The organism is Halosolutus sp. DAT137 (assembly GCF_059736405.1).
The window spans coordinates 38,375-51,683 of the sequence record NZ_JCAQID010000005.1 but is presented as its reverse complement, the minus strand read 5'-3'; the positions used below and the strand labels follow the sequence as shown (position 1 = coordinate 51,683).

Annotated in this window: 10 protein-coding genes; 6 read left to right on the top strand and 4 right to left on the bottom strand. The window is 64.4% G+C overall.

Annotated elements, in window-relative coordinates; translation table 11 throughout:
• Positions 1-6 precede the first annotated feature (6 nt).
• Positions 7-1,206 (top strand): threonine synthase, encoded by a 1,200-nt coding sequence (locus AC6I6L_RS09235; RefSeq protein ID WP_497917464.1) that lies wholly within the window; start codon positions 7-9, stop codon positions 1,204-1,206.
• Between the two features lie 89 nt (positions 1,207-1,295).
• On the opposite strand, the gene AC6I6L_RS09230 is transcribed toward AC6I6L_RS09235, so the two are convergent.
• On the bottom strand, positions 1,296-2,060 hold the full coding sequence (locus tag AC6I6L_RS09230) for a pirin family protein (RefSeq protein ID WP_497917463.1): 765 nt from the start codon (positions 2,058-2,060) through the stop codon (positions 1,296-1,298).
• A 578-nt stretch (positions 2,061-2,638) separates the two neighbouring features.
• On the opposite strand from AC6I6L_RS09230, the gene AC6I6L_RS09225 reads away from it, so the two are divergent.
• The 4 genes from AC6I6L_RS09225 (at position 2,639) to AC6I6L_RS09210 (ending at position 7,920) form a co-directional block, all read left to right on the top strand.
• Complete coding sequence (locus tag AC6I6L_RS09225; protein WP_497917462.1) at positions 2,639-2,992, top strand: DsrE family protein; 354 nt, start codon at positions 2,639-2,641, stop codon at positions 2,990-2,992.
• 250 nt (positions 2,993-3,242) lie between these two features.
• The gene (locus tag AC6I6L_RS09220) at positions 3,243-3,569 is read left to right on the top strand and encodes a hypothetical protein (RefSeq protein WP_497917461.1); all 327 of its coding nucleotides are present in this window, start codon (positions 3,243-3,245) and stop codon (positions 3,567-3,569) included.
• Between the two features lie 65 nt (positions 3,570-3,634).
• Positions 3,635-5,197 carry a ribonuclease H-like domain-containing protein gene (locus AC6I6L_RS09215; protein ID WP_497917460.1) on the top strand — a complete coding sequence of 521 codons (1,563 nt, stop codon included), beginning with the start codon at positions 3,635-3,637 and terminating at the stop codon, positions 5,195-5,197.
• A 2-nt stretch (positions 5,198-5,199) separates the two neighbouring features.
• Positions 5,200-7,920, top strand: coding sequence for a DEAD/DEAH box helicase (locus AC6I6L_RS09210; protein WP_497917459.1), 2,721 nt, complete (start codon positions 5,200-5,202; stop codon positions 7,918-7,920).
• A 54-nt stretch (positions 7,921-7,974) separates the two neighbouring features.
• On the opposite strand, the gene AC6I6L_RS09205 is transcribed toward AC6I6L_RS09210, so the two are convergent.
• The 3 genes from AC6I6L_RS09205 to AC6I6L_RS09195 form a co-directional block, all read right to left on the bottom strand.
• On the bottom strand, positions 7,975-8,244 hold the full coding sequence (locus AC6I6L_RS09205; RefSeq protein ID WP_497917458.1) for a winged helix-turn-helix domain-containing protein: 270 nt from the start codon (positions 8,242-8,244) through the stop codon (positions 7,975-7,977).
• A gap of 56 nt (positions 8,245-8,300) precedes the next feature.
• Positions 8,301-8,528, bottom strand: coding sequence for a DUF8149 family protein (locus tag AC6I6L_RS09200; RefSeq protein WP_497917457.1), 228 nt, complete (start codon positions 8,526-8,528; stop codon positions 8,301-8,303).
• A gap of 261 nt (positions 8,529-8,789) precedes the next feature.
• Entirely contained in the window at positions 8,790-9,824 is a 1,035-nt protein-coding gene (locus tag AC6I6L_RS09195; protein ID WP_497917456.1) for a PGF-CTERM sorting domain-containing protein, read from the bottom strand.
• Positions 9,825-10,407: 583 nt separating this feature from the next.
• Here AC6I6L_RS09195 and AC6I6L_RS09190 point away from each other — a divergent pair.
• Entirely contained in the window at positions 10,408-13,233 is a 2,826-nt protein-coding gene (locus tag AC6I6L_RS09190) for a DEAD/DEAH box helicase (RefSeq protein WP_497917455.1), read from the top strand.
• Positions 13,234-13,309: the final 76 nt, after the last annotated feature.

Genomic DNA, 13,309 nt, shown 5'->3' with positions numbered 1-13,309 from the left:
CGGCCAATGGCTTCACCGCTTTCCTGTTACGAGTGTGCGGCGACTTACCCTGATGACGGTCGCGTCCGGTGTGACTGCGGCGAACCGCTTTGGTTCGCCGTTGACGCGTCGGGATTCCAGTTCGGAGACGATTGCGACGCGGACGGACTGTGGCGGTACGATAGTCTGCTTCCCGGTCCACCATCGGACGGGATCGCCGCCGCCGCCGGACGGACGCCGCTGATTCGAAGCCCGCGGCTCGATCGAGTCGCCGGTTGTCGCGTGTACGTCAAAGACGAGGGCGAGAATCCGACGGGATCGTACAAGGACCGCGGCAGTGCGGTCGCCGTCTCGCGGGTCGTCCGGCGAGGCGACGACGTCGTCGGGACGGTATCCTACGGAAACATGGCGATGAGCACCGCCGCCCACGCAGCCAGCCTCGGCCGTCACTGCGTCGTGCTCGTTCCGGCCGATATTCCGCCCGCTCGGCTGGAACTGATCGCCCAGTACGAGCCGACGATCGTGCGAGTCGACGGAGACTACGGCAGGCTGTACGACGACGCACTGCGATTGAACCGGGAACTTCCGATCTCGATTCTGCTCAGCGACGCCCCGGCGCGAGTGAGCGGCTACAAGACCGCGGCGTTCGAAATCTACGAGTCGATGGCCCCCGAAACCCCCGACGCGATCGCGCTCCCAGCTAGCTCGGGCGGGTTCGCAAGCGGCGTGTGGCGGGGACTTCTCGACCTCCTGAACGCCGGTGTGGTTGATACGATGCCGCGTCTGTATCTCGTCCAGACCGCCGAATCGGACCCGATTACTCGCGCGTTCGAGGCGAACAGGGAGACGGTCTCGCCGCTCCCTCCCGAGGAGATCGGGGAAACGATCGCTCACTCGATCGGGAATCCGAACCCACCCAGCGGAAGCCGGGCGCTGACCGCCGTTCGCCGGACCGGTGGTGCGGTGGTCTCCGTCACGGACCGGGAAATCCGCGACGCACAGCGCCAACACGCCCGGCGGGGTGGGCTCTGTGTCGAACCCGCGTCTGCGACACCACTTGCCGGAGTCGCCCGGTTATCCGAGCGGGGCGAGATCGACGACGACGAAACGGTAGTCCTGATTCCGACCGGAACCGGGTTCAAAGAGTCTGAAACTGGAGCAGACTCCGCTCAGACCGACTCCGTTACCCGTCCCGAGCTTTTTGCACGACTCGAATCGCTTCTGTGAGTCGATCCGGCGACTGCTACCGGTGGATGACCCGTTACGTGTCGTGCACTGTCGCGTGCCGCGCCGTCTCGCGAGGACCGAAATCGTTGTCAGCGACCGATCGTCCCCTGGCGAGTGATCGGTGCCTCGGGATCGAGACAGAACGCGACGACGATCGAGTTTTCAGTTGCGGTGACAGGGACGTCGCCACTGGCGGTCACGAGCGCGCTTTCGGTGTCTCCGACCGACTCGCCGCCGACTTCGACTGCGCCGTCGAATACGTAGCAGTAGGTGTCCCACCCCGGTCGGGTCGGTAGCGTCGTTGTCGTTCCCGCGTCGAGTCGGCAGTCGTAGAACTGGACGTCGTTTCTGACATAGAGCGGTACATCACCGCCTTCGGGACCGAACAGGTAGCGCCACTCGCTCGGGAGCGGGTCGGGAATCGGTTCGTGTTGGATCCCGGGCTCGAGATTCAGACTGTGTGGCCGGACGAAAATCTGGAGCATTCGGAGCGGTGGGTCGTCCGCGTACGTCTCCTCGGCGTGCCAGAACCCGCGACCGGCGTTCATCACCAGCAGGTGATCGGGGTCCGTGACCAGCTCGTTCCCCTGGCGATCGTCGTGACGCATTACCCCGTCCGGGACCCACGAAATAATTTCTTCGTTGCGGTGCTGGTGCATTCGGATGTGCGTCCCCGGGTCCATGAACGACTCGACGACCGTAGCCAGCGGGCCGTAGCCGTGATCGTCGTGATTCGGGACGGCGCGGCCGGGGAAATTGAAGTGAATCCTGAACGATCCCTGATTTTGGGAGATATCCGTCCGGGGTGCAGTATAGATTCCCGGCTGACTCCGCGTCGAGGAAGACTCGTCCATTACAGCCTCGTACGTTCTCGTACAGTATATGGGTTCTGCGGCGGTGTCCCGAACCTGAAACGCTCTGTATAGTAGCCATGACAGGGCGCTTGTAGCGTGTTTCCGCCAATACGGCACGTACTGATATTCGACGGGGTAGTTCCGACTGGGATCGAACGGCAATCACAAATCCACGGTCCCCACGGCTGTTTACAGGTTCTACAGTCCCCACGACAGATCCGAAGAACGCGGGAGGTGGTAGGTGGTGTGTCCGAATGGTTCCCGCTCGTCGGACCGCCTTCAGCCGATCGAAGGCGAGGTGCTCTATGTACCCGAAACGGAAAACGTTACCCGAATTAGTATGCGTCCCGACCGGAAAAGCCCGTGGCTCCACCGCAGCGTCCGACGGCGTTACTGAACGCCTGTGAGAGTCCAACTGAAACGGGTCGGACGCCGATCGAAGCGAGCTGGACTTCACCGGAAATCCGGTGTGTCGTTCGACCGCCGCCGACCGCTCCCGACAACCGTGTGGTCGCTCGTGTCGAACGCACACACGATCGCAGAAGGGTCATACGCGTCGTCTCCAAAAGGGAATCCGCATGCCAAACGCAGCTATCGTCGTTCTCGCCGGTACTGAATCGCCTTCGGACCTCGGCCGCGTCGTCAACGCACTCCAGACTACCCAGGAGTTCGACGAGGCCGGTGACGACGTCGACGTCGTCTTCGACGGAGCGGGAACGCAGTGGATCCCCGAACTCAGCGACGAGGATCACGACTACCACTCGCTGTACGCTGACGTGACCGATCTAATGTTTGCCTGTCACTACTGTGCGAACGCCTACGGCGTTGCCGAGGAGATTGAGGACGGTCCGGCCACGCTGCTCGACGAGCACGAGGGCCACCCGAGTATCCGCAGCTACGTCGACGAGGGCTACGAGATCATCACTTATTGATCGGGCACGATCGCCACTCAGCCGCGTCGGATCGTCTGTTGTACCGTTTCCCCTCTGTTAGGACGGGCACACTGCAGTCCGCTGCGACCGTTCCGCGTTCTGCCGTGCGTTTTTCCGATCGACCGCTCTCACTGGCACGGTACGACATGACGTTCACGATCCGCTGACAGTCACGATATAGAACAGTCCTATGTACACCCGAAGGTCGATCCGCTCACATCGTATTCGTTCGATCGACTATGTCCAGACGATGCGGTCGACAATCCGCAGCGAGAGGCGGGGTGACCAGTACGTGGCGGTAACGCTCCCCATCGACGCCCTGTTCGAGGGATCGGACGGTCGGTACTACACCGAGTGGCAGGTCCGCCACCGACTCGAGGCGGGTGCATGGAACCTGTGTATTCGACAGCGATCGCCGGATCGACGGCTGATCGAAACCGGCGACGGATCCCTGGTTTTGCTCGTTCCGATCGACGCCACCGCATTGCCGCCCTGGGTGGAGATTCGCATCGACGGTCGCACGGCTCGAGCGGTCGATACGCGCCGGGTCCGATCGTGGCACTATCACCCCGGTTGAATCGCGTTCAAATCGATCGCCGTGGTCCGCAAACGCTTTGCGGTCCTCTCTCACATCGTACTGATATGCCTGTCGACCACGGTGGGATCTCTGTACTCGGGGTTCGGTGTGACACCCTGACCAGTTCCGCTGGCGGTGCTCCCGCCGCCGAGCGACTGGACGATTTCCTCTCCGTGTTCGATCCCGACCTCGTTGCGATCGCTCACAACGGCACTGACATCCGAACCGTTAGCCGTCTCCGTCGAGCGTTCGACGGCCCGGTGTTCGCGCCGGGCGACGCGCCGGTCCGATCGGACACGATCGACGGCGTAACAGTCGGATTTGCCACCCGTCTCGAGGCAGTCGCGGACCTTCCGGCAGGAGTCGACTACGTCATCTGTGACAGCATCGCGACGAGCGCCGACGAAGTCGCCATGGAGGCGTCGCTCGCTGGTCGTGATGCGATCGCTCGCTATCAGGATCGCTCGCTACCGGCGGTCGCGGAGGGGCCGACGGGGGCGAAAACGGAGGATACGGACGCGAACGCTGGGACGAAATTGGCCCAAACGCCGACGACGTTTCTCACGGCCTCTCTCCCGGCAACGTACGACCACGTCTGGCACGCAACCGTCGACGGGACGACCCGCCGACTCCCGGTCCGGGGACTCGGTCCCGTCCGCCGATCGGGCGCGCCCGAAATCGCGTGTCTGACCTGTGGGCCGGACGGCGACGTGGCCGTCTCGTCCGTTCCCGCCGATCGCTTTGGGCTACAGGCGCTGGATGGAGTGGGATCGACAACCGCCCGCCGATTGCGCGAAGCCGGCTACGACGACCGCGAGGCCATCGTCGAAGCCTCTGAGGACGAGTTGCGATCGGTCCACGGCGTCGGCGCGGCCACGGCCCGTGGAATGCGAACCAGCGCTCGGGCGCTGACCGATGGACGGGTGGTTCGACGGACGGGAGAGCCGGTTCCACCGGCGACCCGTAACCCGATTTTCCTGGATATCGAGACCGACGGGCTCGCGCCGACGATCATCTGGCTGATCGGAGTCTACGACCCTGCACGCGAGACGTACGTCGACTTCGTCGATACGGTGCCTTCGCGCGAGGCTCCCGGCGAGGCAACCCGTGCGTTTCTCGACTGGCTCGCCGCCGAGTACGATCGGCCGGCGCTCGTCACCTGGAACGGCTACGAGTTCGATTTCAACCATCTCGATCGATTCGTGAGTCGTTACGCCCCCGAGTACGCGGAGTTCTGGTACGAGGACGTGTTTCGATACGACGCCTACGACTGGGCGGTCCGACGGGAACACGCCTGTTTGCCAGGTCGAACGAACCGGCTCGAGACCGTCGCGAGCGCGATCGGGTGTGAGCGCGACGGGGAAGCAGACGCCCTCGACGGCGCGACGCTCGCCCGTCGCATTCGACGGGGAATGGAATCGCCGGGACCGGTAGCGATCGACTGGGGTGCGGCCCGAGCCTACTGCGAGGCCGACGTTCGCGAACTGGCGGCGGTGTACGATGCGATCGCGACCGCAGCGCCAGCCGCCGAGACCGATCGGCGGACGGGCGAGACGAGCAGCGACGTGGCGAGCAAACCGATCGACGAGGGCCATGATGCGGTCCAAACTGGACTGGGTGATTTCTAACGATGGAGGAACCGAACCGGCGCACGTACACAGGCCGAAACCGGATAGAGTCCGGACGGACGGCCGCAGAACGGATCGAACTCGTGGATCGACAAGACGTGACGACCGACGGCGGACTGGCGCTCACGGCCGACGATCTGGCAGAAACGTACCCCTCGCGTCGCTACACCGGACAGATCGAAGCGACCTTTTCGATTCCGGCCGAGTCGGCCAGTTACGTTCGACCGGAGGACGTCCTTCCCCCGCAACTCGCCTCACGACTCGGCTTCGATCTTTGGAGTCACCAGGCCGAGGCGCTCGACGTGCTCGATGACGGTGAGAACGTCTGTGTCGCGACGTCGACCTCGTCGGGCAAGACGCTCGTCTATGCCCTCCAGATCGCACGCAACTACCTCGCAGACCCCGAGACCCGGGCGCTGATCGTCTACCCCACGAAGGCGCTCAGCCGGGACCAGAAGCGCGAACTCGACGATTTCCTCCGGGGGACACTCGATCTCGACCTGACGATCGGCGTCTACGACGGCGATACCGGCGCGGAAGACAAGCGTCGCATCCGCGAGGAGGCGACCGTGGTCATCACGAACTTTGCGGGACTGAACCAGTACCTTCCCGGCCACCACCGCTGGACGAAGTTTCACGCCAACTGCGACCTGCTCGTGGTCGACGAAGCCCACTCCTGGACGGGACTCGGTGGGATGCACGCCGCCTGGATTCTCCGGCGAGCCCGTCGCATTATCGACTGGTACGGCGGCGACCCCCGATACGTCTTGACCTCTGCGACGATCGGTAATCCTGGCGTCCACGCGCGGGCGCTCACTGGCGAAACCGCGACGGTCATCGACGACGACGGCTCGCCGAACGGTCGCCGCGATCTCGTGTTCTGGGAACCGCCCGCGAAATCCGGCATCCGAACTCAGCCCGGGAATGGTGATCGTGGTCGGCCCACGGACGCCGACCGTGGTCAACGCTCGGAGGCCGATCGTGGTCAGCGCAGGGATGACGGTCGTGGCGGGGAGTGGGCCGGCCTCTCGAAACGCCCGGCGACGGTCGAAGCGCCGGAGGTGTGGGCGCACCTCTGTTACCACGACGTTCCCTCGCTGCTGTTCTGTAGTTCCCGGAAGGGAACTGAACTGGCCGTCGATCGAGCCGAGTCGTTTCTTTCGGAGTCTGGCCTGCCCTACCAGGGGTCTGCCGCCCTCGCCCCGTACAACGCCGGCCACGGGAAGCGGACCCGTCGATCGACCGAGAACCGTCTCAAAGACGGCCGACTCGACGGGGTCGCGACGACGAGCGCGCTCGAGGTCGGCATCAACGTCGGCGGAATCGACGGCACCGTTCTGCAGGGATATCCCGGCTCTCGCCAGTCGTTCTGGCAGCGAATCGGTCGCTCGGGGCGCGACGAACGCGACGCGCTCTCGGTGTTCGTCCCCGGTCACGCCACGCTCGACCAGTACATTCTCGAACACCCCGAGTACGTTCTCGAAGAGGATCACGAAAGCGCCGTCGTCGACCTCGAGAACAACCCCGTCTACCGCCGCCATCTCTACTGCGCCACACAGGAACTGCCCCTTACCGAGGCGGACGCCGATCGATTCGGCGGCACGGACCGTCTCGAACGGGCCGTCGAGTTCGGTCGTCGGCTCGGGGATATCGAGGGCTCGCTCGTGGGTGGCGTTACCTACGCCCACCGCGATCGGCCGCAGGACGAGATCAGCCTCTACGCGTCTGGCGGGGACACCTTCGACGTTCGACTCGCTGGCGAGGGGTCGATCGATCACGAACCGATCGGACGCGACCGCGCGTATCGCGACTATCACGAAGGTGCGATCGTCCAGTTCCAGGGCGGCCAGTACGAAGTTCTCGCGCTCCGAGAGGATCGCCCGCAACCGTCGATCGAACTCGAGCAAGTCGACGTGGACTACTACACCCAGTCCCAGGGGCAGGTCCGAATCTACGACACCGAGGTCCGCGACTCTCGATCCGTCGGACCCTTCCGGCTCAACTACGGCTACGGCACGGTGACGATCCACTACAGCACGTTCCTCCAGCGAGAGGTGAACTCGGGCGACGTTCGCGCAGTCGGGCTCGACGCGGGCGTCCCACCGCTGGAGATGCGAACGCAACTGTGCTGGGCCGAGGTTCCTGCCGACGTCGAGCGGTCCGTCCACGCCGACCACGGCGACTATCAGAACGACGACTGTACGGACATCCCGCCGCGGTTGCACGGCTATCTCGGGGGTATCCACGCGATCGAACACGCGATGATCGCCGTCTCACCGCTCGAATTGAACGTCGATGCGGCGGATCTGGGCGGTCTCGCGACCAACCGGCTTCCGGATGCGCCCGACACCAGTGGCTGGTTCATTTACGACGCGATCGAGGGCGGCGTCGGATTCGCGCGGAGCATCTACGAGGAGTACGAGGCGGTCGCCCGTCGCGCTCGCGAACTGATGGTCGACTGTCCCTGCGGGCGCGACGAGGGCTGTCCGGCGTGTCTCATGTCCGATCGCTGTGGGAACGACAACCGGCCACTTTACGCACCTGCCGCAACAGACGTGATCGACGTACTGCTCGACGATCGCGAGCAAGTCGGGGCGGATCGCCACACAGTGGTCTCGGACGGTACTGACGATTCACGCGTTGGCGATGGCTCCGACGACGGTGACGGCGAAACAGCCCACTCCGACGAAACGCGTCGACGGCCGCCTGCGTCGGTTTCGTAGAACTCCTTGTTCACCGGGTCGACTTCGTCGGCGTCGTAACCGCTTTCGCCGTGTTCAGGCGTCGTCTTCATCAGCCGCCAGCTCTTCCGGATCGACCTCGCCCGCGAGGAACCGTTTTCCGAGTTCGGTGACCTCGTACATCCCGATCGCCTGTTTGTCTAACAGACCGTGTTTCGCGAGCACCCGGCACCGAAGGGCGACATCCGGGGCCGGGATCGGTACGTCCTCGGCGACCTGATCCGGCGTGAAGACGTCTTCCGACTGGAGCAGTTCGAGTATCTGGTCGTCGCCGTAGTTCAGCCACTCGACGGATTCCTCGTCCATACAGGGCCGTTCGGTATCGATCACCGTCTGTGTATCGTCTCGACTCGACGATCGTCCTACGCGCCGTCTTCGAGTAGCCCGAGCTCTTCGGCGGCCAGCGTCGCGATCTGGTCTGCGATATCCGGGTCGACGCGTGCGACATCCTCGCCGTCGTGGAGCTGGTCGTTGTGCCGATCGACTGCGCTGGCGACGGTGGACAGCGGAACGCGGGAGGTCGTCTCGCAATCGGGACAGTGTATCGGAACCCGTGGGTCGGAATCGCTGTCGTCGGTTGGCGGGGTCATTTCCTAGCCTTCTCTGGGCAACCGTCAAAATGTGATTGGTTCTCGATATTGGGTACTCCGATTCGATGGTGTCCGTCACCCTGGCGGCGCGGTAACGGGCGGAGGATGCGGCGATACTCTCGGCCCAGTTTGGCCGGCAGAACTAATAGCACTGGTCGAAGCGACGATGGGCAGGGGTGTGATGGTCTACCGGCGGTGGGACGCTGTCGCCCCGTCGATCGCTGGCGGCGGGTTCAGTTTCGGAACGGTCTCGCTCACTGTTCATTTTGGACTCGACTCAGTGCGATACCGACGGCTCCCGATGACGGCGGCGCACAGCAGGGCCGCGATCGCAGCGGTCGCGCCGAAGCCGGGGAGTTCGTCGCTCTCATCGTTACCGTCCTCGTCACTATCCTCGTCGGACTCGTCGGCAGCGTCGGGGGAGTCGGTCGTCTCGTCAGGGTCGCTCTCCTCGGAGTCAGCACGTTCGTCGGTGGAGTCGCTTGCCCCGTCGTACTCCGCTGGATCGCGTTCGAGTTGCAAGACGACGACGACCTGTCCGTGTGACCCGCCGGGGTGGAAGGTCCAGCTACCACCCGTTTCTTCGTAGGACTCGGCGTCTTCGATCGGATCGACGCTGGTGTCCCAGGCCTCGTTTGCTCGCTGTACGTACCCGACGACTTCGATGTCGTCGGCGTGTTCGCCGTCGATCTGGGCCTCGCCGTACTCGATCGTCGCGTCCTCGGGTTGGCCGTGCATCTCGATACAGTGGGAGTCCATGTAGCCGTCTCCCTGTGGCACGTCGTCGCTCGTCCCGAACTGGTCGCCGTCGAGGGGCCACTCGTGGTGGTCGGTCATCGGGAACTCCACCACCATCGGATCGGCGTGTGGGTGCCACTCGAGTTCTTCGCCCGTCGGAATCGTCGCGGTCGTGTTGGGAACGGTCTCACCGACGATCGGTTCGCCGGCCTCGTTTACCAGCGTGACGCAGATCTTCCCGGAGCCGTCACCGAGATACGGGTTTCGGTACTCGTCGCGCGGGTTACTGTAGCTGATCCAGTCGCCGTCGGGATCCGTCGCCTCGTAGTACTCGTCACCGCGTTCGGGCGCGGGTTCGACGTACGCTTCCTCCGTGACGTTCACCGGCGGTGTCGTTATCGAGGCGGCCGTCTGGTCGATGCTCGCGTCGTCTGCGGAACCGACGGCCGCTGGCGTGCCCGCAGCGACTCCCACGGCGAGGAGTCCGCCGAGAAGCACCATCCCGACTGCGATGATGCTACGAGTACCGATCGAACCGTCAGATCGTAACGCCCCCATGATTACACCCCCGTGTCCGCGGTTCGGGCGAGCGAAACTGGCCGGATGAACACGATCCCGCTCGCGTATCGGGGTGGCGGCGATGCGTTCCTCTGTGGGGTCACCGTGAGCGCGTCTTCGCGAGAGGGCCTCGACTGATCGTTCGGATGCTGTGACAGTCTCGTTTCAGGATCAATCATCGGCCGAACGTGCACGCTTTTTGCTCTATACTATGCGCCGCGTACGGACACGAAGCGACGATCTAACTCTCGGATGTCTCGCGTTAGATGAGGTCTAACGGGAGGTGACCGCCGACGATCGGTGCAGATACATGGTTATCCGCAAGTGGGATCATCCGGCGGGCCATATCGATCGTAATGCTCGACACGGCCTGCCGAAACGAACGACGTTCGTCAACCCGAGAACGCACCCGGCCGACGGTTCGCGGGCATCTTCGAGATGCACTCGCGATCGCCGGCTTCGTCGTCATTGCGCACATCGTCCTTCGGTACACTGAATTACGCGATCCTCATCACGACCGTCGCGAACCGTAACGCGTTCCGAGAACGTGGGTCTTATTCGTTCTTCGTCCCTACTGCCGTCGATGACAGCGGGTGACGTTGCGGCCTTTACGCACCTCGGGGCGACGGTTCGCGGGGCGCTCTCCGAGCGAGGGTTTTCGACGCCGACCGCGCCGCAGCAACTGGCGATTCCGCCGCTTGCCGCCGGCGAGAACACCCTCGTGATCGCACCCACCGGGAGCGGCAAGACCGAGACGGCGATGTTGCCCGTCTTCGATCACCTCGTAGACGATCAACCCGATGGATTCGGCGCGCTGTACGTCACCCCACTTCGAGCGCTCAACCGCGACATGCGCGATCGTCTCGAGTGGTGGGGCGAGTACCTCGACCTCGAGGTCGACGTCCGCCACGGCGACACGACCCAGTACCAGCGGAGTAAGCAGGCCGAGAACCCGCCGGACGTTCTCGTGACGACGCCGGAGACCTTGCAGGCGATGCTCACCGGCGAGCGACTGCGCGAGGCGCTCGAAGACGTCTCTCACGTCGTGATCGACGAGGTCCACGAACTCGCGGCGTCGAAACGGGGGGCACAGCTTTCGGTCGGGCTCGAACGGCTCCGAGACCTCGCCGGTGGAACCCAGCGCATCGGCCTTTCCGCGACGGTTGGGGACCCGCGGGAGGTCGCGAACTTCCTTACCGGCGGGCGAGCCTGCGAAATTCGCGAAATCGACGTGGGGAGCAACGTCGACGTCACCGTTTGCCGCCCCGAAATCACCGACGAAGATGATGCGCTCTCGGGGAAACTCGTGACAGATGCCGAGACGGCCAGTCACGTCCGCCTGATACGCGACCTCGTCGCAGCCCACGAATCCTCGCTCGTCTTCGTCAACACGCGCCAGACGGCCGAAGCGCTCGGCTCTCGGTTCAAAAAACTCGACCTCCCGATCGGGGTCCACCACGGCTCGCTCTCGAAAGACGCCCGAATCGATGTCGAAGATCGCTTCAAGACTGGCGAACTCGACGGCCTGCTCTGTACGTCCTCGATGGAACTCGGAATCGACGTGGGGCGGGTCGATCACGTAATCCAGTACAAGAGCCCCCGCCAGGTCACCCGACTGCTCCAGCGCATCGGCCGTGCCGGCCACCGTCAGGACGCAGTTTCGAGCGGGACGATCGTTACGACCCGGCCCGACGATACGTTCGAGGCCCTCGCGATCGCCCGGCGCGCTCGCGCAGGCGAGGTCGAACCCGCGGCGATCCACGAGGGGAGTCTCGACGTGGTCGCGAATCAGCTCCCGGCGATCGTCCAGAGCCGCGGCGCGACTCACGTGAGCGAGGCGATCGAGACGATCGCGAGGGCCTACCCCTTCCGGGATACGTCCGAGGAGACGATCCGCGACATCTGTGCGGAACTCCACCGCAACCGAATCGTCTGGTTCGACGAGGACGCCGATCGGCTCGAGACGACCGGCGGCACGTGGCAGTACGTCTACGCGAACCTCTCGATGATTCCCGACGAGGAGACCTACGAGGTTCACGACATCGCTTCGAGCACCCAGATCGGGACCCTGGACGAGCGCTTCGTCGTCAACTTCGCCCAGCCGGGCGAGGTGTTCGTCCAGCGCGGCGAAATGTGGCGAATCGCTGAGATCGACGACGAGGAGGCGACGGTGAAGGTCAGTCCGATCGAGGACCCCGGCGGCGAAGTGCCGTCGTGGATCGGGCAGGAAATTCCCGTCCCCGCCGCGGTAGCGGGTGAGGTCGGTGAGATTCGTGGCGTCGCGGAACCGCAATTGCAGTCCGGGGCCGACGCGGCAGCCGTGAGCCGAGAACTGGCCAGCCGCTATCCCGCAGACGAGGACACGCTCACCGACGCCTGCGAGCAACTCGAACGGCAGGTCGACGCCGGGTTCGCGGTGCCGACCGCCGATCGGCTCGTCCTCGAACGCCGCGGCCACACCGTCGTTCTGAACGCCCCGTTCGGTCACACGACGAACGAGACGCTCGGGCGGGTACTCTCGGCGCTGCTGGGCCAGCGCGCTGGCGGTTCGGTCGGTCTCGACGTCGACCCCTACCGCATCGAACTCGAAGTCCCGAGTTCGATCGCCACGGGTGATATTCTCGAGGTGATCGAGGAGACGGACCCGGATCACGTCGAGGCGATCGTCGAAATCGGACTCAAGCGGTCGGACGCGCTCGCGTTCCGACTCTCGCAGGTGTCGGCTAAGTTCGGCGCGCTCAAGCGATGGCAGGGTTCGGGCCGGATGTCCAACGATCGTCTCCTGACAGCGCTCGAGGAGACGCCGATGCACGCGGAGGCCATTCGGGAGGTGTTCCACGAAGATCTGGACGTCGAGGGCGCACGGCGCGTTCTCGATCGACTTCAGGCCGGCGACCTCGACCTGGTGACCGAACGCGGGCGGACGCCGATCGGACAGGGCGGGCGCTCCTCGGGCAGGGAACTGCTCGCGCCGGAAAACGCCGACGCCAGCGTGATCCGGACCGTCCGGGAACGCCTCCAGAACGATCGGGTGATCCTCCTCTGTACGCACTGTCGGGACTGGAAGGCGAAGACGAAGGTCAAGCGCGTTCGCGACCAGCCCGAGTGTCCCGAATGCGGGTCGACTCGGATCGCGTCGCTGAATCCGTGGGCCGACGAGGTTGTTCAGGCGGTCCAGGCTGAGGAGAAAGACGACGAACAACAGGAAATGACGGAACGCGCGTTCAGGGCTGCAAACCTCGTTCAGAGTCACGGCAAACAGGCCGTAATCGCGATGGCCGCCCGCGGCGTCGGCCCGCACAATGCCGCCCGGATCATCGCCAAACTCCGGGAGAACGAGGACGACTTCTACCGCGACATTCTCTCGAAAGAACGCGAGTACGCGCGGACGCAGTCGTTCTGGGACTGAGGCTGTGGGACCGAGGCTGTCCGAACTGCGGCGGTCCAGCGGCCGTCGATCACCGTAACCACCATACGATCGCCCG